Origin of the sequence: Pseudoroseomonas cervicalis, from assembly GCF_030818485.1 — a bacterium.
GTDB classification, from domain to species: domain Bacteria; phylum Pseudomonadota; class Alphaproteobacteria; order Acetobacterales; family Acetobacteraceae; genus Pseudoroseomonas; species Pseudoroseomonas cervicalis_A.
Genome location: NZ_JAUTAJ010000004.1, coordinates 2,719,483 through 2,745,413, shown reverse-complemented (window position 1 = coordinate 2,745,413; position 25,931 = coordinate 2,719,483). Strand labels below are relative to the sequence as shown.

General features: G+C 71.0%; 26 protein-coding genes and 1 tRNA gene. 18 read left to right on the top strand and 9 right to left on the bottom strand.

The window, feature by feature from the left end:
• The first annotated feature begins 9 nt into the window (after nucleotides 1-9).
• The 9 genes from QE401_RS16685 (at nucleotide 10) to QE401_RS16645 (ending at nucleotide 9,012) form a co-directional block, all read left to right on the top strand.
• Nucleotides 10-540, top strand: a complete 531-nt coding sequence (locus QE401_RS16685; protein ID WP_307139268.1) for a DUF3305 domain-containing protein — start codon at nucleotides 10-12, stop codon at nucleotides 538-540.
• On the top strand, nucleotides 537-1,295 hold the full coding sequence (locus QE401_RS16680; protein ID WP_307139267.1) for a DUF3306 domain-containing protein: 759 nt from the start codon (nucleotides 537-539) through the stop codon (nucleotides 1,293-1,295). The genes QE401_RS16685 and QE401_RS16680 overlap by 4 nt, the downstream gene beginning before the upstream one ends.
• 158 nt (nucleotides 1,296-1,453) lie before the next feature.
• Entirely contained in the window at nucleotides 1,454-2,059 is a 606-nt protein-coding gene (locus tag QE401_RS16675) for a TorD/DmsD family molecular chaperone (RefSeq protein WP_307139266.1), read from the top strand.
• A 103-nt stretch (nucleotides 2,060-2,162) separates the two neighbouring features.
• Entirely contained in the window at nucleotides 2,163-2,390 is a 228-nt protein-coding gene (locus QE401_RS16670; protein WP_307139265.1) for a twin-arginine translocation signal domain-containing protein, read from the top strand.
• A 25-nt stretch (nucleotides 2,391-2,415) separates the two neighbouring features.
• Entirely contained in the window at nucleotides 2,416-5,310 is a 2,895-nt protein-coding gene (locus QE401_RS16665; RefSeq protein ID WP_307139264.1) for a formate dehydrogenase subunit alpha, read from the top strand.
• 19 nt (nucleotides 5,311-5,329) lie between these two features.
• Nucleotides 5,330-5,926 (top strand): formate dehydrogenase FDH3 subunit beta, encoded by a 597-nt coding sequence (fdh3B, locus tag QE401_RS16660; RefSeq protein ID WP_271136799.1) that lies wholly within the window; start codon nucleotides 5,330-5,332, stop codon nucleotides 5,924-5,926.
• A 2-nt stretch (nucleotides 5,927-5,928) separates the two neighbouring features.
• Nucleotides 5,929-7,161, top strand: coding sequence for a formate dehydrogenase subunit gamma (locus tag QE401_RS16655; protein ID WP_307139263.1), 1,233 nt, complete (start codon nucleotides 5,929-5,931; stop codon nucleotides 7,159-7,161).
• A gap of 106 nt (nucleotides 7,162-7,267) precedes the next feature.
• Nucleotides 7,268-7,768, top strand: coding sequence for a molybdopterin-guanine dinucleotide biosynthesis protein B (mobB, locus tag QE401_RS16650; protein WP_307139262.1), 501 nt, complete (start codon nucleotides 7,268-7,270; stop codon nucleotides 7,766-7,768).
• The gene (locus QE401_RS16645; protein ID WP_307139261.1) at nucleotides 7,756-9,012 is read left to right on the top strand and encodes a molybdopterin molybdotransferase MoeA; all 1,257 of its coding nucleotides are present in this window, start codon (nucleotides 7,756-7,758) and stop codon (nucleotides 9,010-9,012) included. The genes mobB and QE401_RS16645 overlap by 13 nt, the downstream gene beginning before the upstream one ends.
• A gap of 368 nt (nucleotides 9,013-9,380) precedes the next feature.
• On the opposite strand, the gene QE401_RS16640 is transcribed toward QE401_RS16645, so the two are convergent.
• Nucleotides 9,381-10,154: a hypothetical protein gene (locus QE401_RS16640; RefSeq protein ID WP_307139260.1), complete on the bottom strand. Its 774-nt coding sequence runs from the start codon at nucleotides 10,152-10,154 to the stop codon at nucleotides 9,381-9,383.
• A 335-nt stretch (nucleotides 10,155-10,489) separates the two neighbouring features.
• Here QE401_RS16640 and hmuQ point away from each other — a divergent pair, with 335 nt between their 5' ends.
• Together hmuQ and QE401_RS16630 are read left to right on the top strand one after the other, a co-directional pair.
• Nucleotides 10,490-10,810 carry a heme-degrading protein HmuQ gene (gene hmuQ, locus QE401_RS16635; protein WP_307139259.1) on the top strand — a complete coding sequence of 107 codons (321 nt, stop codon included), beginning with the start codon at nucleotides 10,490-10,492 and terminating at the stop codon, nucleotides 10,808-10,810.
• A gap of 142 nt (nucleotides 10,811-10,952) precedes the next feature.
• Complete coding sequence (locus QE401_RS16630; protein WP_307139258.1) at nucleotides 10,953-11,279, top strand: glycosyl transferase family 39; 327 nt, start codon at nucleotides 10,953-10,955, stop codon at nucleotides 11,277-11,279.
• 124 nt (nucleotides 11,280-11,403) lie between these two features.
• On the opposite strand, the gene QE401_RS16625 is transcribed toward QE401_RS16630, so the two are convergent.
• Nucleotides 11,404-12,315, bottom strand: a complete 912-nt coding sequence (locus QE401_RS16625) for a LysR family transcriptional regulator (protein WP_307139257.1) — start codon at nucleotides 12,313-12,315, stop codon at nucleotides 11,404-11,406.
• Between the two features lie 119 nt (nucleotides 12,316-12,434).
• On the opposite strand from QE401_RS16625, the gene QE401_RS16620 reads away from it, so the two are divergent.
• Nucleotides 12,435-12,773, top strand: coding sequence for a glycosyl transferase family 39 (locus tag QE401_RS16620; protein ID WP_307139256.1), 339 nt, complete (start codon nucleotides 12,435-12,437; stop codon nucleotides 12,771-12,773).
• Nucleotides 12,774-12,915: 142 nt separating this feature from the next.
• Here QE401_RS16620 and QE401_RS16615 read toward each other — a convergent pair whose 3' ends face one another.
• Nucleotides 12,916-13,917 (bottom strand): HWE histidine kinase domain-containing protein, encoded by a 1,002-nt coding sequence (locus QE401_RS16615; RefSeq protein WP_307139255.1) that lies wholly within the window; start codon nucleotides 13,915-13,917, stop codon nucleotides 12,916-12,918.
• Nucleotides 13,918-14,313: 396 nt separating this feature from the next.
• Between QE401_RS16615 and QE401_RS16610 the strand changes: the two genes are divergently transcribed.
• From QE401_RS16610 to QE401_RS16600, 3 genes are all read left to right on the top strand, one after another.
• Nucleotides 14,314-15,036: a Crp/Fnr family transcriptional regulator gene (locus QE401_RS16610; protein ID WP_307139254.1), complete on the top strand. Its 723-nt coding sequence runs from the start codon at nucleotides 14,314-14,316 to the stop codon at nucleotides 15,034-15,036.
• A 198-nt stretch (nucleotides 15,037-15,234) separates the two neighbouring features.
• Nucleotides 15,235-15,306 (top strand) — tRNA-Thr (locus QE401_RS16605).
• 181 nt (nucleotides 15,307-15,487) lie between these two features.
• Nucleotides 15,488-16,405 carry a Hint domain-containing protein gene (locus QE401_RS16600; RefSeq protein WP_307139253.1) on the top strand — a complete coding sequence of 306 codons (918 nt, stop codon included), beginning with the start codon at nucleotides 15,488-15,490 and terminating at the stop codon, nucleotides 16,403-16,405.
• Nucleotides 16,406-16,504: 99 nt separating this feature from the next.
• Here QE401_RS16600 and QE401_RS16595 read toward each other — a convergent pair whose 3' ends face one another.
• Nucleotides 16,505-17,035 carry a metallophosphoesterase family protein gene (locus QE401_RS16595; protein ID WP_307139252.1) on the bottom strand — a complete coding sequence of 177 codons (531 nt, stop codon included), beginning with the start codon at nucleotides 17,033-17,035 and terminating at the stop codon, nucleotides 16,505-16,507.
• Nucleotides 17,025-17,753, bottom strand: coding sequence for a phosphatase PAP2 family protein (locus tag QE401_RS16590; protein ID WP_307139251.1), 729 nt, complete (start codon nucleotides 17,751-17,753; stop codon nucleotides 17,025-17,027). Before QE401_RS16590 ends, QE401_RS16595 begins: the two co-directional genes overlap by 11 nt.
• A gap of 195 nt (nucleotides 17,754-17,948) precedes the next feature.
• Here QE401_RS16590 and QE401_RS16585 point away from each other — a divergent pair, with 195 nt between their 5' ends.
• From QE401_RS16585 to QE401_RS16575, 3 genes are all read left to right on the top strand, one after another.
• Entirely contained in the window at nucleotides 17,949-18,854 is a 906-nt protein-coding gene (locus QE401_RS16585; RefSeq protein WP_307139250.1) for a lipid kinase, read from the top strand.
• The gene (locus QE401_RS16580) at nucleotides 18,854-19,594 is read left to right on the top strand and encodes a TerC family protein (protein WP_307139249.1); all 741 of its coding nucleotides are present in this window, start codon (nucleotides 18,854-18,856) and stop codon (nucleotides 19,592-19,594) included. The genes QE401_RS16585 and QE401_RS16580 overlap by 1 nt, the downstream gene beginning before the upstream one ends.
• Before the next feature lie 93 nt (nucleotides 19,595-19,687).
• Nucleotides 19,688-20,203, top strand: a complete 516-nt coding sequence (locus QE401_RS16575; protein WP_307139248.1) for a hypothetical protein — start codon at nucleotides 19,688-19,690, stop codon at nucleotides 20,201-20,203.
• A 121-nt stretch (nucleotides 20,204-20,324) separates the two neighbouring features.
• Here QE401_RS16575 and QE401_RS16570 read toward each other — a convergent pair whose 3' ends face one another.
• The 4 genes from QE401_RS16570 to QE401_RS16555 are packed head-to-tail and all read right to left on the bottom strand — an operon-like array spanning nucleotide 20,325 to nucleotide 25,748.
• Entirely contained in the window at nucleotides 20,325-20,780 is a 456-nt protein-coding gene (locus QE401_RS16570; RefSeq protein ID WP_307139247.1) for a GNAT family N-acetyltransferase, read from the bottom strand.
• Entirely contained in the window at nucleotides 20,777-22,204 is a 1,428-nt protein-coding gene (tldD, locus tag QE401_RS16565) for a metalloprotease TldD (protein ID WP_307139246.1), read from the bottom strand. The genes QE401_RS16570 and tldD overlap by 4 nt, the downstream gene beginning before the upstream one ends.
• Nucleotides 22,201-24,552, bottom strand: coding sequence for a PAS-domain containing protein (locus QE401_RS16560; protein WP_307139245.1), 2,352 nt, complete (start codon nucleotides 24,550-24,552; stop codon nucleotides 22,201-22,203). The genes tldD and QE401_RS16560 overlap by 4 nt, the downstream gene beginning before the upstream one ends.
• A complete protein-coding gene (locus QE401_RS16555; protein WP_307139244.1) occupies nucleotides 24,549-25,748 on the bottom strand; it encodes a COX15/CtaA family protein in 1,200 nt (399 codons plus the stop codon). Before QE401_RS16555 ends, QE401_RS16560 begins: the two co-directional genes overlap by 4 nt.
• Between the last annotated feature and the right edge of the window lie 183 nt (nucleotides 25,749-25,931).

Sequence of the window (25,931 nt, the reverse complement as noted above, 5' to 3'; positions counted from 1 at the left end):
GAGGGCCCGATGCCGCTGACCGACACGCCGGACAGCCTGCACCGCGAGGTGGCGGTGATCGTCGAGCGCCGGCCCTCCCCGAGCCCCTGGGCCGACTGGTCCTGGCGCGTGGCCGAGGTGCTGCAGGACGCGCCGGAGGTCGCCCCCTGGACCCTGCTGCGGCAGGAGGAAGGGCGCGCCCTGTTCCTGGCCGGCCGCGCCACCATCGCGCTCCACCCGACCGACACCGCCAACTACAAGCACAATCTGGAATCGCCCGAGCCGCGGATCTGGGTGGTGCTGCGCCCGGCGCCCGGCGAGCCCGGCATGGCGCTGCACGCCGTCACCCTCGACCCCGGCGAGGCGCATCTCTACGCCGATGTCGGCCAGGACACGCTGGAAAGCCTGCCCATGCCGGACTTCCTGCGCGCTCCGCTGGAGGCCTTCGTGGCGCAGCACCACCGCGAGCGCGGCTTCTGGAAGCGCCGCCGCGACCAGGCCGATCCGGAGGCGCTGGCGCGCCGCGCCCCCGGGGACAGGCCGGGCGAGGGGGGCGCATGAGCGGGGAGGGTTTCCTCAGCCGCTGGTCGCGCCGCAAGCGCGGGGTGGAGGCGCCGGAGCCCGAAGCCCCGGCCGGCGCCCCCGCCGCGCCAGAGGCCGTCCCCCCGGCCGCCGCCACCCCGCCGGAGGCGCCGGCATTCGACCTGGCCAGCCTGCCCTCGCTGGACAGCCTGACGGCGGAGAGCGACTTCACCGCCTTCCTGCGGCCGCAGGTGCCCTGGGCACTGCGCCAGGCGGCGCTGCGGCGCATGTGGTCGCTGGATGTGGGCATTCGCGACTTCGTCGGCCCCGCCGATTATGCCTGGGATTTCAACGCGCCCGACGGGGTGCCCGGTTTCGCGCTGGAGCTCGGCGGCGATGTGAAGCGGCTGCTGGCCCAGGCGATCGGCACGCCGGAGCCGGAGGCGCGGGAACCCGCCCCAGAGGGTGAGGGTAAGGACGAGGGCGAGGGCGACGCGGTGGCGCAGGCCGCGCCCGGCGATGCTCCGCCCGGCGATGCCGCGTCCGGCGAGGCCATCGCCGGCGAAGCCCGGCCCGGCGCTGCGGCGGAGCCGGCCACCGCCCTGGCCGAGGCGGCGGGCGAACCGGCGGCGCCACCGCCCTCGCCGCTGCGGCTGAGCGGCACGGCGCTGCCGCTGCCCGCCCCGGCCGGCCTGTCGCCGGCGGCGCCGCAGCCCCTGCCGGCGGCCGCGCCCGAGCCGCCCGCGGCGGAAGCGTCGCCGCGCCGGCGGCATGGTGGCGCCCTGCCCAGTTGAAAATGCGAATACTTCGCAATTACCAGGATCTGCCACCGGATGCTTGCTCACAACAGGGCGATTGGGGCAGAATGCAGTATTAGGGCACCTCTGCCGGCAGGGGTGTTCAGACGCCCCCAAAACGCTGGACCCGTAACCGGGCAGGGACGCAACACAGCATGGCCAATCCGGTTCCGCCGGCCCCCGAGCTTGACCTTCTGGAGCTGGAGCGCGCCCGCCTCTTCGCCCTGCTGGGGCGGCTGCTGGTGGCGCCGCCGGACGGGGCCTTGCTGGCCAATCTGCGCGGGCTGCAGGGCCAGACGGACACGCTGCTCGGCCGCGCCTATGCCGGGCTGAGCCAGGCGGCGCGCGAGGCGCGGCTGGAGGCGGTGGAGCGCGAATACCACGACCTCTTCATCGGCGTCGGCCGCGGCGAGCTGCTGCCCTTCGCCTCCTACTACCTGACCGGCTTCCTGCATGAGCGGCCGCTGGCCGAGCTGCGCGACGCGCTGGGCCGGCTCGGCGTCGAGCGCGCGCCGGGTGTCGCCGAGCCCGAGGACCATCTGGGCTTCCTCTGCGAGACCATGGCCGGGCTGATCGCCGGTGTCTTCCCGGCGGCGCCGGAAGAGGCCGCGCCCTTCTTCGCCCGCCACATGCAGCCCTGGGCGGGGCGCTGCTTTGCCGATCTGGAGGCGGCGCAGGCGGCGCAGTTCTACCGCGCCGTGGGCGCGCTGGGCCGTGCCGCCGTCGAGGTCGAGGCGGTGGCGGCCGGGCTGCCGGCCTGAGGCGCCCTCCCGCCGCGCCGGGCGGCGGGGTGGCGCGGGATGTCCGGCGAAGACCGATTTCCAATGATGACTGGCTGAAAGAACAAGGAAGAAGGACGCGGCGATGAGCAACCGGGATGATGGCAAGGTGTCGGAGCGGCGCGGCTTCCTGAAGGCGCTGGGCCTGGCGGGCGGCGCCGCCGCGGCGGCCGCCGCGCCGGCGGTGGCCCAGAACGCGGCCCAGGGGGCCGGGCAGCCGCGGCCGCGCAAGGAGACCGAGGCCGAGAAGGTGGCGGCGCGCTATCGCGAGACCGACCACGTCAAGGCCTTCTACCGCACCAACCGCTACTGACACGCCGCCAGGGAAGGAACGCCCCATGCTGATCAAGCGCAGCGACGGGAAGGCCGCCCGCCAGCGGCTGTCCTCCGCCTATCAGGGTCTCTCCTCCGGCGGGCTGGACCGCCGCGCCTTCCTGCGCCAGGCGGGCCTCTCGGGCGCCGGCCTGGCCGCGATGGGCGGGCTTGGCCTGACCGCGGCGCGCCCGGCCGCCGCCGGCCCCACCGATTTCAGCCAGCCCATCCAGCGCATCAAGAACATCTGCACCCATTGCTCGGTCGGCTGCACCGTCACCGCCGAGGTGCAGAACGGCGTCTGGGTCGGCCAGGAGCCGTCCTGGGACAGCCCGATCAACCGCGGCACGCATTGCGCCAAGGGCGCCAGCGTGCGCGAGCTGGTGCATGGCGACCGCCGCCTGAAATACCCGCTGAAGATGGTCAACGGGCAGTGGCAGCGCCTGTCCTGGGAGCAGGCGATCAGCGAGATCGGCGACAAGCTGCTCGATATCCGCCAGAAATCCGGCCCCGATTCGGTGTTCTGGCTGGGCAGCGCCAAATTCTCGAACGAGGGCGCCTATCTGTTCCGCAAGTTCGCCGCCTTCTGGGGCACCAACACGGTGGACCATCAGGCGCGCATCTGCCACTCGACCACCGTCGCGGGTGTCGCCAACACCTGGGGCTATGGCGCGCAGACCAACAGCTACAACGACATCCGCAATGCCCGCTCCATGATCATCATGGGCGGCAACCCGGCGGAGGCGCATCCGGTCTCGCTGCAGCATGTGCTGTCGGGCAAGGAGATCAACCGCGCGAACCTGATCGTCATCGATCCGCGCTTCACCCGCACCGCCGCCCACGCCACCGAATATGTGCGCATCCGCCCGGGCACCGACATCCCCATCATCTGGGGTCTGCTCTGGCACATCTTCGAGAATGGCTGGGAGGACAAGGAGTTCATCAACCAGCGCGTCTACGGCATGGATGATGTCCGCCGCGAGGTCGCCAAGTGGAACCCGGCCGAGGTCGAGCGCGTCACCGGCGTGCCGGGCGAGCAGCTGAAGAAGGTGGCGCAGATCTTCGCCACCCAGAAGCCCTCGACGCTGATCTGGTGCATGGGCGCGACGCAGAAGACGGTCGGCACCGCCAATGTGCGCGCCTATTCAATCCTGCTGCTGGCCACCGGCAATGTCGGCAAGCCGGGCACCGGCGCCAACATCTTCCGCGGCCATTGCAACGTGCAGGGCGCGACCGATTTCGGCCTCGATGTCACCACCCTGCCGGCCTATTACGGGCTGGACGAGGCGGCCTGGCGCCATTGGTGCCGGGTCTGGGATGTCGACTACAACTGGATGATGGGCCGCTTCGCCAGCAAGGCGCTGATGGAGACGCCGGGCATCCCGACCACGCGCTGGTTCGACGCCGTGCTGCTGCCCAAGGACCAGGTGCAGCAGCCCGACACGCTGAAGGCGATGGTGGTGGTGGGCCATGGCGGCAACACCGTCACCCGCATGCCGGAGGCGGTGAAGGGCCTCGAGAAGCTGGACCTGCTGGTGGTGGCCGACCCGCACCCGACCAGCTTCGCCAGCATGTCGAACCGCCGCGACAACACCTATCTGCTGCCGATGTGCACGCAGTTCGAGGCGACGGGCAGCCGCTCGGCCTCGAACCGCTCCATCCAGTGGGGCGAGCAGGTCGTCAACCCGATCTTCGAATCGAAGAACGATTACGAGCTGATGTACCGCCTGGCGGAGAAGCTCGGCTTCGCGCAGGAGATGTTCAAGACGATCGAGGTGCGCGGCAAGACGCCGGTCGCCGAGAGCATCACCCGCGAATTCAATCGCGGCGCCATCTCCACCGGCTATTCCGGCCAGTCGCCGGAGCGGCTGAAGCTGCACATGCAGCACCAGGCGGATTTCGACCTGGTGACGCTGCGCGGCAAGCCCGGCACCCCGGTCGCCGGCGAGTATTACGGCCTGCCCTGGCCCTGCTGGGGCACGCCGGAGATGAAGCATCCGGGCACGCATATCCTCTACAACACCAACCTGCATGTGAAGGAAGGCGGCGGCACCTTCCGCGCCCGCTGGGGCGTGGAGCGCGAGGGCAAGACCCTGCTGGCCGAGGGCAGCTACTCCAAGGATTCCGAGATCCAGGACGGCTATCCGGAATTCACCGTCGCGGTGCTGAAGCGGCTCGGCTGGTATGACGAGCTGACCGACCGCGAGAAGGAGATCATCGCCCGCGTCGGCGGCGAGAATGTCGACCGGGTGAGCTGGGCGACCGACCTCTCCTTCGGCATCATCCGCGTGGCGCTGAACCATGGCTGCATCCCCTATGGGAACGGCAAGGCGCGGGCGAATGCCTGGAACCTGCCCGACCCGGTGCCGGTGCATCGCGAGCCGATCTACACCCCGCGCACCGACCTGCTGGCGCAGTACCCGACGCTGGACGACCGGCGCGGCTTCCGCCTGCCGCATCTGGGCAAGAGCGTGCAGGCGCGCAGCAACACCGTCGCGCGCGACTTCCCGATCGTGCTGACCTCCGGCCGCCTGGTCGAGTATGAGGGCGGCGGCGAGGAGACGCGCTCCAACCGCTGGCTGGCCGAGCTGCAGCAGGACATGTTCGTCGAGATCAACACGGCGGACGCGGCCGATCGCGGCATCAAGGACGGCCAGTATGTCTGGGTGGACGGGCCGGAGAACTCCGCCAAGGCGCGCATGAAGGCGCTGGTGACCGACCGTGTCGGCCGCGGCGTCGCCTTCATGCCGTTCCATTTCGGCGGCTGGTACATGGGCGAGGATCGCCGCAAGCATTATCCCGCCGGCACCGACCCGATCGTGCTGGGCGAGAGCGTCAACACGCTGACCACCTACGGCTATGACCCGGTGACCTTCATGCAGGAAACCAAGGTCACGCTGTGCCAGATCCGCGCGGCCTGAGCAGGGAGGAACCAGACCAATGGCCCGTATGAAGTTCCTCTGTGACAGCGACCGTTGCATCGAGTGCAACGCCTGCGTCACCGCCTGCAAGAACGAGCATGAGGTGCCCTGGGGCATCAACCGCCGGCGCGTCGTCACCATCAATGACGGCAAGCCGGGGGAGCGCTCGATCTCCATGGCCTGCATGCACTGCACCGACGCGCCCTGCGCCGCGGTCTGCCCGGTCTCGTGCTTCTACACGACGGCGGATGCCATCGTGCTGCACGACAAGGATCTGTGCATCGGCTGCGGCTACTGCTTCTACGCCTGCCCCTTCGGCGCGCCGCAATATCCGCGCGTCGGCAATTTCGGCGGGCGCGGCAAGATGGACAAGTGCACCTACTGCGCCGGCGGCCCGCAGGCCGACAACACGGCGGCGGAATACGCGCAATACGGCGCCAACCGCATCGCCGAGGGCAAGCTGCCGCTCTGCGCCGAGATGTGCTCGACCAAGGCGCTGCTGGCCGGCGATGGCGACATCATCGCCAGCATCTACCGGGAGCGGGTGCAGAAGCGCGGCTATGGCTCGGGCGCCTGGGGCTGGCGCACCGCCTATCGCGAGACGGTGGAGGCGTGAGCATGCGGTCCATCCTGTTCGCCGCCGCCGCGGCGCTGCCGCTGCTGGGGGCACCGATTGGGGCTTTCGCGCAGAGCCCGGCGCAGCAGGCCACGCCCGAGGCGCCGGGCCAGCAGGGCCAGGCCAATGGCGCCGGCCCGGCGCGCGGCGCGCCCGAGGTGCAGGCCCCGGTGCCGGAGACGCAGAATGCCGGGGAGAACCGGCAGCGCGCCATGCCGAACAGCACCGAGCCCGGCACGCCCACCGGCAGCCCGGCCGCGCCGCAGCCCAGCGCCGCGCCGGCCCCGGTGCAGCCGATCCCGGCGCCGACCCCCTTCGGTGACCGCAACCAGCTCTCGGCCGAGGAGATGGAGCTGCAGCGGGCGCTGACCGGCGGCCGCATCACCGGCCGCGTCAGCATTCCCGACACCAAGGCCGCCAACCTGATCCAGCCCGAGGGCCGGGCCTGGCGCGACTTCCACAACCGCACCCTGGCCTGGATCGGCGCCGTCGCCATCCTCGGCATGGTGGCGGTGCTGGCGCTGTTCTACCTGGTGCGCGGCAAGATGCGGCTGCAGCATGGCTGGTCCGGCCGCACCATGCTGCGCTTCACCTTCGTCGAGCGCATGGCGCATTGGATGACCGCCAGCACCTTCATCGTGCTGGGCCTGTCCGGGCTGAACCTGACCTTCGGCCGGCACCTGCTGCTGCCGCTGATCGGGCCGGAGGCGTTCACCGCCGTGTCGATGTGGGGCAAGGTGGCGCACAACTTCCTGGCCTTCCCCTTCACGCTGGGCCTGGTGCTGCTGCTGCTGTTCTGGGCGAAGGACAACATCCCGAACCGGCTGGACCTGCAATGGGTGCTGCAGGGCGGCGGGCTGATCGGCAACAAGCACCCGCAGGCGGGCCGCTTCAATGCCGGGCAGAAGGGCGTGTTCTGGCTGACCGTGCTGGGCGGCGGCCTGGTCGCGGCCAGCGGCTATGTGCTGGTCTTCCCCTTCACCGTCACCGACATTGCCGGGCAGCAGCTCAGCCACATGGTGCATGGCGCGCTGGCGCTGGTGATGGTCGCCGCCATGCTGGCGCATATCTATATCGGCACCATCGGCATGGAGGGCGCCTTCGACGCGATGGGCAGCGGCCAGGTCGACTACAACTGGGCGCGCGAGCATCATGGCCTGTGGGTCGACCAGGAGCTGGAGAAGGCGCACCGCCTGGCGCATCCGCCCGGCACCAGCCCCGCCGGCGCCGACTGAGTTGCCGGCCGCCAGCGGCGGCCGGCCTGATGGAAAAAAGATGGGGGTCCGGGGGAATTCATTCCCCCGGCCTTTTTTTATCGCCTCCGCCCGATAAGGTGCCCCGATGCGCGTGATCGGATTGGCCGGCTGGAGCGGTGCCGGCAAGACAACCCTGCTGACCCGCCTGCTGCCCTGGCTGATTGCGCAGGGTTTGCGCGTCTCCACCCTGAAGCACGCGCATCATCGCTTCGATGTGGACCAGCCCGGCAAGGACAGCCATGCGCACCGGCAGGCGGGCGCGCATCAGGTGCTGGTGTCCTCGGCGAATCGCTGGGCGCTGATGACCGAGCTGCGCGGCGCCCCCGAACCGACGCTGTCGGACTTGCTGACCCATCTCTCCCCCGTCGATCTGGTGATCGTCGAGGGCTTCAAGCGCGACACGCATCCGAAGCTGGAGGTGTTCCGCGCCGCCAATGGCAAGCCCTGGCTGCATCCGGAGGATGCGGCGATCCGCGCCGTGGCCGCCGATGCGCCGCCGCCCGGCGGATTGCCGCGGGCCGGCCTCGACGACATCCCGGGCATCGGCGCCCTGGTGCTGGAGCATGCGGCGCCATGGCCCAGCTGAGCGATGATTGCTTCGCCTTTGGCGGCGCGCTGCTCTCGGTGGAGGCCGCGGCGGCGCTGATCGCCGAGCGGGTGCCGCCCCTGCCGGGGTCGGAGAGGGTGGCGCTCGCCGCCGCGCGCGGCCGCATCCTGGCCGAGGATCTGCGCGCCCCGCAGCCCCTGCCGCCCTTCTTCAACAGCGCGGTGGATGGCTATGCCTTCCGCCATGCCGATCTCGACCCGGCCGGCGAGACAAGGCTGCGCCTGGCCTTCCGGCTGGCGGCCGGCCAGGCGGCGTCCGCGCCGCTGCCCCCCGGCACCGCCTGCCGCATCCTGACCGGCGCGCCGATGCCGCCCGGTGCGGATACGGTGATGATGCAGGAGGATGCGCGGCTGGATGATGCTGTCCTGCTGCTCCCCCCCGGCCTGAAGCATGGCGCCAATTGCCGCCCGGCGGGGGAGGATGTGGCGGAGGGCGCGCTGGCCCTGCCGGCGGGGCGGGTGCTGGACGCGCCGGCCATCGGCCTGGCCGCCGCCCTGGGCCAGGCCGCGCTGAGTGTGCGGCGGCGGCCGCGCATCGGCGTGTTCAGCACGGGGGATGAGCTGGCGGCGCCGGGCACGAAGCTCGGGCCGGCGCAGACCTATGACAGCAACCGCTTCTCGCTGCTGGCGCTGCTGGGCGCCCTGCCGGTGGAGGCGGTGGATCTCGGCATCCTGCCCGACCGTGCCGGTGTCACCGATGCGGCGCTGCGCGCGGCGGCGGCCGAGCACGACATGCTGCTGAGTTCGGGCGGCGTCTCGGCCGGGGAGGAGGACCATGTGCGCGCCGCCATCCAGGCGGCGGGCAGCCTGGTGTTCTGGCGGCTGGCGCTGAAGCCGGGGCGGCCGGCGGCGCTCGGCGTCATTGGCGGCACGCCGGTGCTGGGGCTGCCGGGCAATCCGGTGGCCAGCTTCGTCACCTTCCTGCATCTGGCGCGGCCGCTGGTGCTGCAGCTCTGCGGCGCCTCGCCGGCGCCGCTGCCGCGCTTCGTGGCGGAGGCGGGCTTCGCCTATCGCAAGAAGGCGGGGCGGCGGGAATATGTGCGGGTGCGGCTGGCGCCGGCGGGGGAGGGCGGGCTGCCGCTGGCCGCCAAATATCCGCGGGAGGGGGCGGGGCTGCTCTCCTCGCTGACCGGCAGCGACGCCTTCGCCGAGCTGCCGGAGGATTCGACCGGGGTGGCGCCGGGCGAGCGCATCACCATCCTGCCCTTCGCCGGGCTGTTCTAGGGACATGCCGGACGCCTAAGCTGGCGCACTTGGATAGTAGAGGCACAAATACACTACACAGATGTCTTGATGGGGTGGGGCTGCCGCTCGGACTGAGAAGTCAGCAAGCGCCTCAAGACCTGATGCGCTAATATGGCGAAGCACGTGCAGGAAGAGAAGTGTGCCTTTTATTTGAAGGCAACCGATAATATCAAGACGTCTTCAATAATGCGACGGTTTTCTGCGTAGAGGGTCCTTAGCTCAGCAATGACTTCAACCAAGCCAGCGTTATAGCGGGGAGGAATCTGTGGCTGCCCCCGCGAGACAGCCACAGACGAATGTCTTGTAAATGAAAGGTGGCGAGCGAAAGCCTGTTAGATGATCTATGATTAGCCCCCAATCCGCGACGAGGTGAACGTAGGACTGCTGAGGTCAACCACGATCTCTGAGGTAAAGAGCTTCTCATAGGTGCGTGCATCGTATCCCTTGAATGCCACGTCAGCCGCCTTCATCGCTTTAAAAACCCGGCATATGGCAGAGGTGAAAATCGGGACCATATCCAGGTAAATTTGGTCTTTGGGATAGCGCTCGATCGCGCCCATTCGGCGGATTGCTGTAAGTCCAAGCTGACGCTCAATCAGCGTAAATCTCTGCTCCGCTCTGTCCGCGCTTAGAAAATTGTCCAGATATGGAGATGCGAGCTTCGGATCAAGCCGCATGTCGAGGTCGTCCAATTTGATGAAATGGTTCATGCGAATGGACGCCCCGTGAAGTGTCGGATGCGCTGCTAGAAGAAAAGAAGCACCAAGCCAGCGCGATGGCCCGTCAAGGAAAATCCGCGAATAGAGGCTGCGGAAAAGTGGATGATTGCGATGATGAATCGCGTTGCGTACGGCAATCAGTAGCGATGTATCGCCGTGATCAAAATAGGGGAATATTGACTTTGAAACATCGTATAGGGTATGAAATGCCTCTAGTTTCGCTTCGAAGGCGCGGTCCAGATTATTGATGGCCTCCTCATGATCGATCCAGATCAGTTCACCAAAACGCAGGTTAGCTTCAGCATACAAGCGCAGGGTGTTCGCTAAGCTGCTAATTGCTGCCTCAGTTGCACTGTTGCATCCCACCTTTTCTAAATCCTTCCAAGACACACCAGTCACCATCCATCTTGATGTCATCTATCAGGAGGGCAAGGAAATCGTATCCTCTATTCGCCGCTTAGAGTAGTATGGAATTGCCTCGCCAATTATCGGCGCGCCGTTGCCGCAAGCCAGGACAAGACAGCCACCAGCTTCAGCGGCGGCAGCTGTTTGCTACCGTCTTTTCCCAGGGACATCCTCGGAAGCTGTCTCCCTGGTACGAAAATTCCTTCCTTGACCAGCGCCTTGAGCTGGAGGACCGATAAGGTCAAGGGCCGGTCCTGCTGCCCCGCTGTTGAGAATCCCTCGCAAAAACCCGCCGGCACCCTATCCTCTGGGCATCCAGCAGGGAGATGCCCATGTTCATCGCCATGAACCGCTTCCAGGTCGCGCAAGGGGCCGAGGCGGAGTTCGAGCAGGTGTGGAAGAGCCGGGATTCGCATCTGCACACGGTGCCCGGCTTCGTCGAGTTCCATCTGCTGCGCGGCCCGGCGCGGGAGGATCACACGCTCTACGCCTCCCACACCATCTGGCGCAGCAAGGCGGATTTCGAGGCCTGGACCCAGTCCGAGGCGTTCCGCGCGGCGCATCGCGGCGCCGGGTCGAGCAAGCCGCTCTATCTCGGCCCGCCGCAATTCGAGGGGTTCGAGGTGATCCAGACCATCGGCCTGCCCGGCTGAGAAGGGGGCGGGGCGCGGCGGGGTTTCATCATCCTGGCTGATGATAGCCATTCGAAATCCAAGCTTCGAAAAGATGGGTCAAGCGCCTATCTGTGTCTTCGACGGCGGGACACCCCCGCCACCGAGACACAGGAGAACGACCATGACCAAGCTGAACGCCTTCCGCGCCCTGACCCTCGCCGCCGGCCTGGCCATGGCTCTGCCCGGCATCGCCGCCGCCCGCGACCTGGCGGAGAACGCCAATAACGGCGCCACCAGCAGCCCGGCCGCCTATGCCATGCAGGTGACGCAGCCGCGCGAGGGCATGGGCCTGCCGGAGGCGGTGGGCAACAACGCCCAGGCCGATGGCAACCCGCTGGCGACGCCGGTGCGCACCACCCTGGCGCATGAGGGCCGCCACCTGGCGAACCCGGTCGGCAACTCGGCCAACGCCTTTGGCGGCTTCGGCACGGGCTCGGTGGGCGGCTAACGCCCGGCTCGCTTCCCGGGCGGCCCACGCCGCCCCGGATCGGACATGAAACAGGCCGGCGGAGCGATCCGCCGGCCTTTTCGCAGCCTGCCCTCCGCCCCGCCTCCGGGGCGCGCCCCCCGGCTCAGCCGGCGCTGGGCGGCGACCATTCCTCCAGCGCCTGGCGCAGCCGCGCCGTCAGCCAGCGCCCGGCCAGGCCCGGCGGCCGGCCGCGCTCATGCACCAGGTGCAGCGGCAGGGTGAAGCCCTCCTGCTCCTCCAGCCGCAGCCGGCAGAGCCGGCCCTCGGCGATCAGCCGCGCCACCATATGCTCGGGCATGTTGCACCAGCCGAAGCCGGCCAGCAGGAAATGCAGCCGCGTGTTGAGATCGGCGAAACGCCAGGTGCGCGGGCTCAGCACGCCGCGCTCGGCATCGCCGCGCGGCGAGCCATCGGTCAGCACCAGCTGCACATGCTCGGCCAGCGTCGCGCGCGGCAGCGGCGAGGGCAGTTCGGAGAGCGGATGGCCCTGCGCCACCACCGGCACCAGCCTCACCTCCATCAGCAGCGTGGCCTCGAGGTCGGTCACCCCCGGCCGCTCCATCGGGTAGATGGCCATCTGCACCGTGCCGTCGCGCAGATGCCGCTCCGGCGCGTCGATGCCCTCGGTCAGCAGGGTGACGGGCAGCTGCGGGAATTCGCTGCCCAGCGCGCGCAGCGCGGTCAGCGCCGGGGGCAGGGGCAGCAGCGGGTTGACGGCGATGGTCAGTTCCGGCTCCAGCCCGCCGGCGATGCTGTCGGCGCGGGCGCGCAGCAGCTCGGCCGATTTCAGCAGGCGGCGCGCCTCCTCCAGCATGGCGCGGCCGGGCTCGGTCAGGCGCGGCAGCTTGGTGCGGCGGTCGAACAGCTTCAGCCGCAGATGTCCCTCCAGCGCCTGGATGCTCTGGCTGACCGCCGACTGGGCGCGGCCAAGCCGGCGCGCCGCGGCCGAGAAGCCGCCGGCATCGGCCACCGTCACCAGCACCCGCAGCTGATCCAGGGTCAGAGGGTCGTTCATCCATCACCTGCGCCGATACTCATTATCGCAAAACCCAGCTTACCCCTGATGGGTTTAGCGCCCATCTGCACGCTCAACGCGGCGCCCGGCGCCGCACCACCTTACGAAAGAACCGTATCATGGCCCAGACCAAGGCTGCTTCCCTGTCCCTCTCCGCGCTGGCGCTGGCCGCCGGCCTGGCCTTCGCCCTGCCCGGTGGCGCCCAGGCGCGCGACCTGGCCGAGAATGCCAACAATGGCGCCACCAGCAGCCCCGGCGCCTATTCCATGCAGGTGACCCAGCCGCGCGAGATGGCCGGCATCCCGGATTCGGTCGGCAATTCGGCCGAGGCCGATGGCAGCCCGCTGGCGGCCCGGGTGCCCACCACCCTGGCGCATGAGATGGGCCACCTGCCGAACGCGGTCGGCAATTCGGCCAATGCCTTCGGCGGCTTCGGCACCGGCCCGGTGGGTGGCTGATCGCTGAGGGCGGAAGCCTGATCCCGGCGCCCCCCGCCGGCTCCGCCCTGGCCTCCTCTCCCTGAGTCCCGCACAGGGCCCCGCCGGTTTCCGGCGGGGCCCTTGTCATGCGGGGCTGGGGCCGGGCGCGGCGGGCGGCCGCTCAGCCGCCGGGGGCGGCGCGGAAGGGCAGGCGGATGCGGCATTCCAGCCCCTCCGGCCGGTAGTCCAGCGTGACCGTGCCCTCCAGCCGCGGCGCCAGCTCGCGCTCCAGCAGCTGCGAGCCGAAGCCGCGCCGCCAGGGGCGCTGCAGCGGCGGGCCGCCGCGCTCGCGCCACAGGATGGCCAGATGCCGCGCGCCATCCGCCGCCTGCTGCAGATGCCAGGCGACCTCGACACTGCCCGCCGGCACCGACAGCGCGCCATGTTTCGCGGCGTTGGTCGCCAGCTCGTGCAGGGCCAGGTGCAGCATCTGCACCAGCGGCGCCGGCAGGCGCAGCGGCGGGCCGTCCATCGCCACCCGGCCCGGCCCGTCATAGGGGGCGAGGGCGCGCTGCACGAGCGCCGCCAGCGGCGCGCCGTCGCCGCCCTCGCCGACCAGCAGGGTCTGCGCATCGGCCAGCGCCAGCAGCCGCTGCTCCAGCGCCCGCTGCACCACCATGGGGACCCCGGCCTGGCGCAGCGTCTGCGCCGCCACCGCCTGCACCGCCGCCAGCAGGTTCTTGATGCGGTGCCCGGCCTCGGCCACCAGCAAGGCGCGGCGCTCCGCCTCGGCATGCGCCTCGGTGTGGTCGCGCAGCAGGTTCAGGAAGCCGTCCGGCCGGCCGCCGGCATCAAGCCGCATCATCAGCCCGCTGGCCCAGAAGCGGCTGCCGTCGCGCCGCAGATGCCAACGCTCATTGACCGCGCGGCCCTCCTCCATGGCGCGGCACAATTCGCGCAGGAAGACCCCGGCGGCGCGATCCTCGGCGGTGAAGAACAGCTCGCCCGAGCGGCCCAGGATCTCCGCCTCCTCATAGCCCAGGATGGCGCGGGCGCCCTGGTTCCAGCCGGTCACCCGGCCTTCGAGGTCGAGGGTGATGATGGCGTAATGCGTCGCGCCATCCAGCACCTGCCGCAACCGCGCGGCGGCGGCGCGGAGGGCCTGCTGTTCCGTCTCCTGCACGCGAAGCGGGCGCCTGGCCGCGGACCCGGCCCGGCCACCGCCGGGCTGGCCCGCCCCCTCCCCTGATAGAGTCACTGGTCGCGTTCCTCGCTGCACCGAAAGCAGGCGTTTTTTTGCCAGCAACAATGCGGGCCGTTCTGTCCGCTGCCATACACAGCCTTGTGGAAACGAAGCGGCCGGGCGGCCCCCGCACGCGCATGTGATGGCCGCCCGCGCAGGGGGCCGGCACAGCCCAGGCCTGCCCTGCCGGTCCCGGCGGGGTTGCGCCGTCCACGGCCAGGCTTGCCGTGGCGGCGCGGCGGCCCCATCTCGGGCGTATCACCCGCAGGGTTTCCCGGCGCGGGTGGCTGGAAGAGGACAGGGCTTTCGCCGGTTCTCCGTCCAGGATCCGCCGCCATGGCCTCGGCCCCCGCCTCCCCCCCGCCGCCGCGCAACCGCCTGCTGGCCAGCCTGCCGCCCGCCGACCTGGCGCGGCTTTGGCCGAAGCTGGAGCCGGTGGAGTACAAGCTGCGGCATTTGCTGCTGCAGCCCGAGGCGCCGATCACCGCGGTGCATTTTCCTGAAGGCGGCTGGGCCTCGATGGTGGTGCTGCTGGCCGATGGCAAATCGGCCGAGGTCGGCATGGTCGGGTTCGAGGGCATGGTGGGGCTGCCGCTGCTGCTCGGCAGCGACATCAGCGCGGTGGAATCCATGGTGCAGGCGCCGGGGCCGATGCTGCTGGGCGCCGCGGATCTGGGCGCGGCGCTGGAGGACAGCCCGACGCTGCGCCCGGCGCTGCTGCGCGCCATGCTGACCTTCCACCAGCAGGTGACGCAGACCGCCGCCTGCAACGGGCATCACGCGCTGGACCAGCGCCTGGCGCGCTGGCTGCTGATGGCGCATGACCGGGCCGGCAGCGACGATTTCCCGATGACGCAGGAATTCCTGGCGATGATGCTGTGCGTCCACCGCCCCGGCGTCACCGTGGCGGCGCGGCTGTTCCAGCAGGCCGGGCTGATCCGCTATGAGCGCGGCCAGATGACCATCACCGACCGCGCCGGGCTCGAGGCGGTGGCCTGCGAATGCTATGGCGCGGTGCGGCGCTATTGCGAGCGGGTGGAGGCACAGGCCGGGGGCTGAGGCGCCGGCCGGGCCGCGCCGCCGCGCCTGTGGCAGGCTCTGGACTTTTTCGCGGCTGCACGGCATCTCCGACAGGTCCGGTCCGTGTGGCCGGGCGGCGCGCCCGGCTCCGATCCCGCCGGCCGGCACAAAGGCCGGCACAGCGGGGCGGGGGCAGGGCGCCGCGAGGGTTGGTCCGCTCTGCGGATCAGGGCCTGGGCCGGGTTAGCACAGCGGTAGTGCAGCGGTTTTGTAAACCGAAGGTCGGGGGTTCGATCCCCTCACCCGGCATATTCCCGGCAGGGCGTTCAGCGACAGGCGCGACGGAGAGCCTGGCCGGGCCGCCCGGCGGCCCGGATGAAAGCGCCCTGGAAATGGGTCGTTTGTCGAAATGATCCCGTCGTGATACCGCTGCCTGGCAGGCGTGGCTGTATCGCGATGGGCGGACGCCGCGGCAGACAGGAAGACAGCCATGGCGTCCTATACATCCCTCTATTACTACGAGGTTTACCTCGACCGTTCGACGGGCGAATACTTCACGTTCGGTGACGCCAGGGAAATGCCTGGCGAGGGTAGCGACGGCAGCGCGGACACCAGTTTCAGCCCCGGCGAGACGGTCACCTTCCAGTCCGGCGACCTGAGCGGCTACGCCCTGGAATATGCGGGCACCTATGGCGGCGGCTGGGTGGGCCTCACCGGGTCGGACTCGCTCGGCATGATCGATCCCTATGCGTTCCTGCTGACCGATGATGGCAGCCTGCCCTCCTGGACCGTCATCACCGTCACCCCCGCGGCGATGACCGTCTGCTTCCTGGCCGGCACCGCCATTGCCACGCCGGCCGGCCCGCGGCCGATCGAGGCGCTAGCCATCGGCGACATGGTGTCGACCGCCACCGGCGAGGCGCGCCCGATCCGCTGGCTCGGCTGCCAGAGCATCACCACCGTCTTCGCCGATCCGGTCCGCAACTTCCCCATCCGGATCCAGGCCGGCGCGCTGGGCGAGAATGTGCCGGAGCGCGACCTGTTCGTCTCGCCCGACCACGCCCTGGCGATGGATGGCCTGCTGGTCCAGGCCAATGCGCTGGTCAATGGCACCACCATCTGCCGCGTGGCCCGGCCGGCGCCGTGCTTCACCTATTTCCACATCGAGCTCGAGGATCACGCGCTGATCCTGGCCGAGGGCGTGCCGGCCGAGACCTTCGTCGACAATGTCAGCCGCGCCCGCTTCGACAACCACGCCGACTATGTCGCGCTGTACGGCGAAGCCGGGACGCCCATCGGCGAGATGGACAGGCCCCGGGTGAAGTCAGCCCGGCAGCTTCCGGCCGCGATCAGGACCCGCCTGGCCGGGCGCGCCGTGGCGCTCCTGCCGGCCGCCGAAGCCGCGTGAGGCCGCACGCCCCGCCAGGGGATGGCGGGGCGCTTTTCCGGGCGCAGAGCCGCGGCATGGCAGCAGGCTGCCAGAGCCTGCCCGCCGCCCGGGGGCGGGTCAGCCCAGGCTGCGGCCGCCGGCCCGGCGGCCCAGGATCTCCGCCAGCGTCACCGGCCGGAAATCCCAGGCATCCACGCCGACATCGCATTGCCGCGCCAGCGGCTTCAGCCGCCCATGGCTGTGGCCGTGCAGGTTGATCCCGCCCCTGCCCATGTCGCGCCAGCTGCGGAAGGGGTAGTGGCACAGCACCAGGCTGCGGCCCTCCACCACGATCTCGGCATAGTCCCGCACGCTGGCCCAGCCGGGCCAGGCGCGGGTGGCGGGGCCGTCATTGTTGCCGGTGACCAGGTGCTTGCGCCCGTGCAGCCGGCCCAGCAGCGCCGCCAGGGCCGCGGGCTTCGGGCCGAGCGCGACATCGCCCAGATGCCAGACCTCGTCCTGCGGCGCGACCGTGGCGTTCCAGCGCTCCAGCATCGCCGCATCCATCTCCGCCACCGAGGCGAAGGGGCGGCGATACAGGCCGCGCGCTCCGCCATGGCCGAAATGCGTGTCGGCGGTGAAGAAGAGGCGCGGCGCCTCAGCCGGCATGGGGCGGCGGCTCCGCGCCGGCGGCGCGGCGGGCCCGCAGCGACAGCCACAGCCGCAGCGCCATCCAGCAGCCCATCGCCCAGGCGGCGCCCAGGCACCAGCCGGCCAGCACATCGGTCGGCCAGTGCACGCCGAGATAGACGCGGCTGCCGCCCACCAGCAGGGTCAGCAGCATCGCCGCCCCCATGATATAGAGCTTCAGCCGCCGCCGCGGCGTGACACCGGCCAGCAGCGTGCCCAGCGTCAGGTAGCAGGCGGCGGAGAGCATGGCGTGGCCGGAGGGGAAGCTGGCCGTGTGCACCTCGACCAGATGCGACACCAGCTCCGGCCGCGGCCGGTCGAAACCCTGCTTCAGCAGCCCGTTCAGCGCCATGGCGCCGCCGAAGGACAGCGCCAGCAGCAGGGCCGAGAGCGGCTTGCGCAGCAGCAGGATATAGCCCAGCGCCAGCAGCCCGATCAGCAGCAGCACCGCATGGCTGCCCAGGCTGGTGAAGTCGCGCATCATGATCTCGAGCCAGAAGGGCCCGATCGGGTCGGCGGCATCGGCCGGGTTGCGCAGCGCCAGCAGCACCGCCTCGTCGAAGGCGTGGGTGTCGCCCTTGAAGGTCTGGTCCACCAGGGCGGCGAAGCCGAGCAGCGAGCCGGCGCAGCCCAGCAGCGCCGCCAGCATGACGAACTGGGCCCAGCTGAAACCGCGCAGCCTGTCGCGCCAATCCATGGCATCCTCCTTCGGCGGCCAGGGGGGACCCTGGGGCGGGACCCTGGGGCGGAACCCTGGCCGTCCAGCACAGGACGCCCCTGCGCGCGCAGGGTTGCAACCGCGCATCCCGCGCGGCCCCTGGCGCGTTCTGCGCCGGAACGACCGGGGGCGGGGCCGTGGCACGGCCCGGCGTCCCGGCAGAAAGGATCAGGCATGGCCGGGGCCGCGGCGCCTTATGCGCTCGTCATCGTCAACCGCCAGGCGCGCAATGGCGGTGCCGCCATCGACGCGGCGCTGGATGTGCTGCGCCAGGCCGGCTGGCGGCTGGAGGAGCATCGCTGCACGCCGGAGGAGCGCGCCGCGGCGGTGATCGCCCGCCGCGCGCCGGAGGGCTTCTCCGCCGTCATCCTGGGCGGCGGGGATGGCACGCTGAACGCCGCCGCCCCGGCGCTGATGCAGACCGGCCTGCCCTTCGGCATCCTGCCGCTCGGCACCGCCAACGACCTGGCGCGCAGCCTGGCCATCCCGCCCGACCCGGTGGAGGCGGCGCGCATCATCGCCGGTGGCGAGACGCGGAGGATCGACCTCGGCGAGGTCAATGGCCTGCCCTATTTCAACGTCGCCAGCATCGGCTTCAGCGCCGAGCTGGCGCGCCGCCTGGGGCGCGACGAGAAGAAGCGTTGGGGCAGGCTGGGCTACGCGCTGGCGGCCTTCCGCCTGCTGCGCCAGGCGCGCCCCTTCACCGCCTGGCTCGAACATGACGGCGTGACCGAGCGCATACGGACAATTCAGGTCTCGGTCGGCAATGGCCGCCATTATGGTGGCGGCATGACCGTGGAGAGCACCGCGCGCCCGGATGACGGCAAGCTCGACGTCTACAGCCTGGAGATCGACCATTGGTGGCGGCTGCTGGCGCTGCTGCCGGCGCTGCGGCGCGGCACGCAGGGGCAGTGGCGCGATGTGCGCGCCTTCCCCACCACCGCCTGCGCGGTGGTGACGCGGCGCCGCATGCCGGTGAACACCGATGGGGAGATCAACACCCACACCCCGGCCCGCTTCCGGCTGCTGCCGGCGGCGGTCCGGGTTTTCGTCCCTCCCACCCAAGGTCACCGACCCTGATGGATCAGCTCCTCGCCCTGGCCGCCGACCCGGCCGCCTGGGTCGCGCTCGCCACCCTCGTCGCCATGGAGGTGGTGCTCGGCATCGACAATCTGATCTTCATCTCGATCATCACCAACAAGCTGCCGGTCGAGCACCAGGCGCGCGCCCGGCGCATCGGCATCGGGCTCGCGCTCGTGCTGCGGCTGGCGCTGCTCGGCACCGTGGCCATCATCGTGAAGCTGACCGCGCCGGTCTTCACGGTGTTCGGCCATGCCTTCTCCTGGCGTGACCTGATCCTGATCGCCGGCGGCCTGTTCCTGGTCTGGAAGGCGACGAAGGAGATCCACCACAATGTGGACCCGCCGGCCGAGGGCGACATGTTCGCCGGCAAGGCCGGGCTGACCTTCTCCAGCGCCATCGTGCAGATCCTGATCCTCGACCTGGTCTTCTCGATCGACAGCATCATCACCGCCGTCGGCATGACCGAGCATGTGCCGATCATGGTGATCGCCGTCCTCGCCGCGGTGACCGTGATGCTGCTGGCCGCCGATCCGCTGGCGAATTTCATCAAGGCCAACCCCACCGTCGTCATGCTGGCGCTGGGCTTCCTGATGATGATCGGCATGACGCTGATCGCCGAGGGCTTCGGCGCGCATGTGCCGAAGGGCTATGTCTACGCCGCCATGGCCTTCTCCACCCTGGTGGAGGCGCTGAACCTCCTCTCCCGCCGCGCCAGGCGGCGCGCTGGCGGCGCCTGAGGCCGGCCGCCCGGCGGGGTCTCCCCTGCCGGGCAACCCTGCCGAAGATGAACGCGTTGTCATCTTTGCCGGTCACGGAAAGAGGAGACACGCATGAGCCAGCCCATCGCCACCGAGCGCCGCCTGCTGACCGCTCCGGAATTCGAGGCGGTGTCGCGCAGCCATTATCCGGCGCTGTGCGGGCTGGAGCGGCCCGCGCTGGTCGAGCTGGCGCGGCTGCTGCGCGATTATCGCGGCAAGGCCCGCGATGTGGCGCGGGAGCGCCGCCGCGCCCAGCGCGGCAAGGCCGAGCCGCGCGGCGCCAACCCGGAGGTCGCGCCCGACGGGTTGACCCGCAAGAAGCAGGTCTTCGCCTCGGCGCTGAAGCGGGTGAACAAGGAGCTGTCGCGCCAGAACGTGGCGCCGGAGCCGGAGAGCCAGGGCGAGAATGCCCGCCGCGCTTTGGCGCTGAAGCGCGCCGCGCGGGTCCACCGTCACCCCAGCCGCCGCACCGCGCGGCTGGGCATGAACCCGGTGGAAAGCCAGGCGGTGCAGGGCACCATCGACCCGCGCCAGGTGGGCAGCGTGTCGCAGCAGGTGCGGGATCATCAGGGGAAGAAGGACAGCTAAGAAAAGGGTTCTTTTTTGGAAAAAAGAACCAAAAAACTTCTTTCAGATGGCGTCCCGCTTATGGCCTGATGCGGGGCGCCAAACTGAAAGAAAGCTTCTTTTTATTCAGAAAAAGAAGATTTTAGGCTTTGATATCTTCCAGTCTTGCCTGGAAGAACACCCGGTCGAAGCCCTCGTCATGCCTCCGCTCCACCTCGGTGAAGCCGAGCCGCGGATAGAGCGCCAGGTTTCCCGCCATCGCCGCATTGGTCAGCAGCCGCAGCTCCGGCAGGCCGATGCGCTGCGCCTGCTCCACCGCGAAGCGGATCAGCCGCCGCCCCAGGCCGCGCCCCTGGGCCTCCGGCGCCACCGCGATGTTGTCCAGCCAGAGATGATCCGGGTGCCGCTCCAGCACCAGCAGGCCGGCGATGCCGCCCTGCTCGTCCCACACCCAGGCCTCGCCGGCGGCGATGCGCGCGGCGTAGTCATCGTCCATCGGCGCCGGGCGGCGGCCGATGATGGGCACGTAGAGCGCGTAGGCGCGTTCCGCCAGCGCGGCCAGGGCAGCGGCCTCGGCCGGGCGGGCGGGGCGGATCATACGGCGGTGCCGCCGATGGTCAGGCCGGTCATCTTCAGCGTCGGCTGGCCGACCCCCACCGGCACGCCCTGGCCCTGCTTGCCACAGGTGCCGATGCCGGGGTCCAGCGCCATGTCATTGCCGATCATGCTGACGCGGGTCAGCGCCTCCGGCCCGTTGCCGATCAGCATGGCGCCCTTCACCGGCGCGCCGATCCGGCCATCCTCGACCAGATAAGCCTCGGACATCGAGAAGACGAATTTGCCGCTGGTGATGTCCACCTGCCCGCCGCCGAAATTCACGCCCAGGATGCCGCGCTTCACGCTGCGCAGGATCTCCTCCGGGTGGTGCGCGCCGCCCAGCATGACGGTGTTGGTCATGCGCGGCATCGGCGCATGGGCATGGCTCTGGCGGCGGCCATTGCCGGTGGCGGCGACGTTCATCAGCCGGGCGTTCTGCCGGTCCTGCAGGAAGCCCACCAGGATGCCGTCCTCGATCAGCGTGGTGCGGCCCGACGGCGTGCCCTCATCATCCACCGTCAGGCTGCCGCGGCGGTCGGGGATGGTGCCGTCATCGACCACGGTGACACCGGGGGCGGCGATGCGGCTGCCCAGCAGGCCGGCGAAGGCCGAGGTCTTCTTGCGGTTGAAATCCCCCTCCAGCCCGTGGCCGATCGCCTCATGCAGCAGGATGCCGGGCCAGCCGGGGCCGAGCACCACCTCCATCTCCCCGGCCGGGGCGGGAATGGCGTCGAGGTTCAGCAGCGCCTGGCGCAGCGCCTCCTCCACCGCGCCCTGCCAGCTGGCGGCGCCGATGATGCGGGCATAATCGTGCCGGCCGCCCATGCCGTGGCTGCCGCTCTCCCGCCGGCCATTCTGCTCGACCACGACGGTGACGTTCAGCCGCACCAGCGGGCGGAGATCGGCCACCCGGCTGCCATCGGCGCGCAGGATCTGCACCGCCTGCCAGGTGCCGGAGAGGCTGGCCATCACCTGCGTCACCCGCGGGTCGCGGGCGCGGGCATAGGCGTCGATCTCGGCCAGCAGCGCGGTCTTGGCCGGGAACTCCATCGCCGAGAGCGGGTTGTCCGGGGCGTAGAGCCGCGCATTGGTGGCGCGCGGCGCCGCCTGCAGCGTGCCGGAGCGCCCGGCCGAGACGGCGCGCACCGTGGCGGCAGCGCGCGCCAGCGCGGCCTCGGTGATCTCGCCGCCATGGGCGTAGCCGGCGGCCTCGCCGGCGACGGCGCGCAGGCCGAAGCCGCGGCTGGCGTCGAAGCTGGCGCTGCGGATGCGGCCATCATCGAGGCTGATCGCCTCGCTCTCGGTGTATTCCAGGAACAGCTCGCCATCCTCGGCCCCCGACAGCGCCTCGCGCAGCCGGGCGGTGGCCTGCTCCGGGGCCAGCTCGCGGTAGAACAGACGGTCGGTGGTTTCCAGCGCGCTCATGCCGTCGGCTCCGCGTAGGGGGTGACAGGGGACAGGGCGGGGGCCAGGCGCAGCCGCGCCAGGGTTCCCTCGCCGCGCCGGCTCTCCAGCGTCAGGGTCGCGCCCATGGATTGCGCCAGGGCGCGCGCCAGATAGAGGCCGAGGCCGGAGCCGCCATAGCGCCGCGCATGGCTGGTTTCCAGCTGCACGAAGGGCTCGAAGGCGCGCTCGACCTGGTCGGGCTCGATGCCGATGCCGCTGTCGCGCACGCGGATCTCGACCCCGTCGCCGGGCAGCGCCTCGGCCTCCAGCGACACCTGGCCGCCGGCGGGGGTGAATTTCACCGCGTTGGACAGCAGGTTCAGCAGCACCTGGCGCAGCCGCCGCTCCTCGGCCCGGGCGCGCGGCAGGCCGGCCGGCAGCGGCGCCAGGACCAGGCTGACGCCGGCGGCCTCGGCGCTCTGCCGCATCAGCCGCACCGCGCCTTCCAGCACGCTCGGCAGGTAGAGGGCGCGGGTCTCCACCCGCACCGTGCCGGCGCCGGCCTTGGCCACCTCCAGGATCTCGTCGATCAGCGCCAGCAGGTGCCGGCCGGCATCATGGATGGCGGTGGCGAATTCGGCGACATGCGGCCCGCCGGGATCGGCGGCCAGCGCCTCCGAGAAGCCGATCACCGCGTTCAGCGGCGTGCGCAGCTCATGGCTCATCGTCGCCAGGAAGCGGTTCTTGGCGGCGTTGGCGTCCTCCGCCGTGGCGCGGGCGCGCTCCAGCTCGGTCCGCGCCCGGCGCTCCTCGGTGACATCGGCATAGACCCGCACATGGCCGCCATCCGGCGTCGGGTCGGTGCTCATCTCGATCACCTGGCCATTCGGCCGGGTGCGCAGGAAATGGTCGAGCTTCAGCCCGGGCTCCAGGCTGATCTCCTCGTAATACTGCAGCGCCTGGTCGCCATGGCCGTATTCGCCGCGCTCATATTGCAGGCGGCGCAGCGTCTGCAGCGGCGTGCCGGGGGCCATCTCCTCCGGCTCCAGCCCGGTCATGCGGGCGGCGAGCGCATTGGCGACGACCACGCGGTGCTCGCGGTCGAACAGGCAGACGCCCTGGCGCATGGAATCCACCATGGCCTGCAGCAGCGCGGCGCGCTGTCGCGCGGCCTCCTCGGCCTGGTGCAGGGCGGTGATGTCGCTGACCACGGAGATATGCCCCCCATCCGGCAATGGCGCGGTGCGACCGGTGATCGCGGTGCCATCATGCCGCACCCGCTTGTAGGCGGGACGGTCGAATTCGAATTGCCGGCGATAAATCGCCTCCAGCGCCTCGTCATCGGCGAAGCCGTCCATGGCGCGGCGGCACAGCTCGCGCAGATGGTCGCCGGGCCGCGGCGCCGATTCCGGCATCAGCCGCGCATAAGCGGCGTTGACCAGGCGCAGCCGCTGGTCCGGCCCATAGACGCAGACGCCATGCGGCAGCGCCGAGAGCACCCCGTCCAGCAGGGCGGCGCGGCGCTTCGCCTCGTTCTCCGCCTCGCGCAGCGAGGTGACGTCCTCGAGCGTCACCAGGAAGCCGCCCTCGGGCATCGGGATGCTGACGAAGCGGATGGTGCGGCCATCCTGGCGCTGGCGCATGCCCTCATGCCGGTGGCGGCGGTCGAAGCCCAGCCGGGCGGCGAAGACCTCCAGATCGCCCGGCCCCATCGGCTGGTGGCGCTGGATCAGCCCGACCACCTCGGCGAGGCCCAGCCCGGCGCGCAGCGTGCCGGGCGGCAGCAGCAGCAGCCGCTCATAGGTGTTGTTGAACAGCCGCAGCCGGTGCTCGGGGTCGTACAGGCCGAAGCCGGCGGGCAGGCGGTGCAGCGCCTCGTGCAGCTCGCGCAGCCGGGCCAGCAGCGCGGCCTCCTGCCGGCGCGGCGCGGTCTGCTCGGTGGCCAGGCTGACCCAGCCGCCGCCCGGCAGCGGGTTGCAGGCGATGTCGAACCAGCGGCCATCCTCGGTGCGCAGGCTGCGCCGCTGCGGCAGGCTGCGGTCGATCGCGGCGGCGGCGTGGGCCAGCTCCTCCGGATCGCCGGGGCCGTACAGGCCGCGGAAGGCGAGCAGGCGGAACACCTCCGCCATCGGCCGCCCCTCCAGCGCCAGGCCGGGCGCCAGCTCGAGCATGGCGAGCATCGCCGGATTGGCCAGCGCCACCCGCGCCGCGGCATCGGCCACCAGCACCGGATGGGGCAGGGCGCGGAGCGCGGCCAGCCAGGGCTCCGCCAACGCGGCCGGCGCGGCGCCGGGCGCAGGGCCGGGCGCGGTGCCGGGCGGGGCACCGGCCGGGCCGCCCGGCCCGGGGCCGGACGGGTCGCCGGGGCCGCCGCCCGCGCCGCTCACCGCGCCGCCTGCGCGGCCGGTCCAGGGGCCGGTCCAGGGGCCGGTCCAGGGGCCGGCCCAGGGGCCGGCCCAGGGGCCGGCCCGGGGGCCGTGCCCGGCGCCGCCACCGGCGCGGCGGTGCGCGGCGGGCGCAGCGCGTGCAGCGCCACCAGCGCCGCGGTCAGCACGCCGACGGCGACCGTCTGGTGCAGCGTGCCGAGCCAGACCGGCACCACCATCAGCAGCGTGGCGACGCCGAGGCTGTATTGCAGCGCGACCGTCGCGCCCAGCGCCAGCACCGCGTTGCGGGCCGGGCCCGCGGGCAGGGCGCGCGCGCCCCAGGCGGCGGCGCCCAGCGCGGCGAGGCCGGCCAGCGTCGCCAGCAGGCGGTGGTTGAACTGCACCGCGGCGATGTTGGCGGTGAGGTTGTGCCAGAAGGGTGAGAGCTGGGCATAACCCGGCGGCACCCATTGCCCGTCCATCAGCGGGAAGGTGTTGTAGGTCAGCCCGGCGCGCAGCCCGGCGACGAAGCCGCCCGCCAGCATGGCCAGCACCACCAGCCCGGCGGTGGCATGCACCAGCCGGCGCAGCCCGGCCGGCTGGCGCGGCCCGCGGCGCTCCGGCCGCAGCAGGGAGAGCGCGGTCCACAGCACCAGGCCGTAGAGCACCAGCGCCAGCCCCAGATGCAGCACCAGGCGGTAGGGGGAGACGGCGGTGCGGTCGGCATCGAAGCCGGAGGCGACCATGAACCAGCCGATGCCGCCCTGGGCGCCGCCCAGCAGGAACAGCACCACCAGCCGGCCGCGCAGCCCGGCCGGGATGCGGCCGCGCCACCAGAACCACAGCAGCGGCAGCAGGAAGGCCAGGCCGATCAGCCTTCCCCAGAGCCGGTGCGCCCATTCCAGCCAGAAGATCTGCTTGAAGCCCTCGATGCCGAAGCCGGCATTGACGAGCGAATATTGCGGGATGGTGCGGTAGAGATCGTAGAGGCGCTGCCACTCCGCCTCCGACAGCGGCGGCAGCGCGCCGGAGAGCGGCGCCCATTCCATGATGGACAGGCCCGAGCCGGTGAGCCGCGTGGCGCCGCCCAGGGCGACCATCACCCAGATCATGCCGGCGACGGTGAGCAGCCACCAGGCGATGGCGTGGCGGTCGGCGCGCGGGGCGGCGTGGCGGGCGGCGGTGTCGGGCGGGGCAGGGGGAGGATCGAAGGGCATGTCGCTGTCACAGTATCATAGGGAACCTGCCAAAGGTGGCGGCATCCTGCGCCGGATCAATGCAGCCGGGGCGGGGCAGGGGCGTCGCGGCGCGCCGCGCCGCGGCGGGCCGGCCGGCCATGCCCTGCGGGCCAGCCATGCCCTGCGATCGGGCGGGGGCGGGCGGCGGGCCTTGTCGCGCCG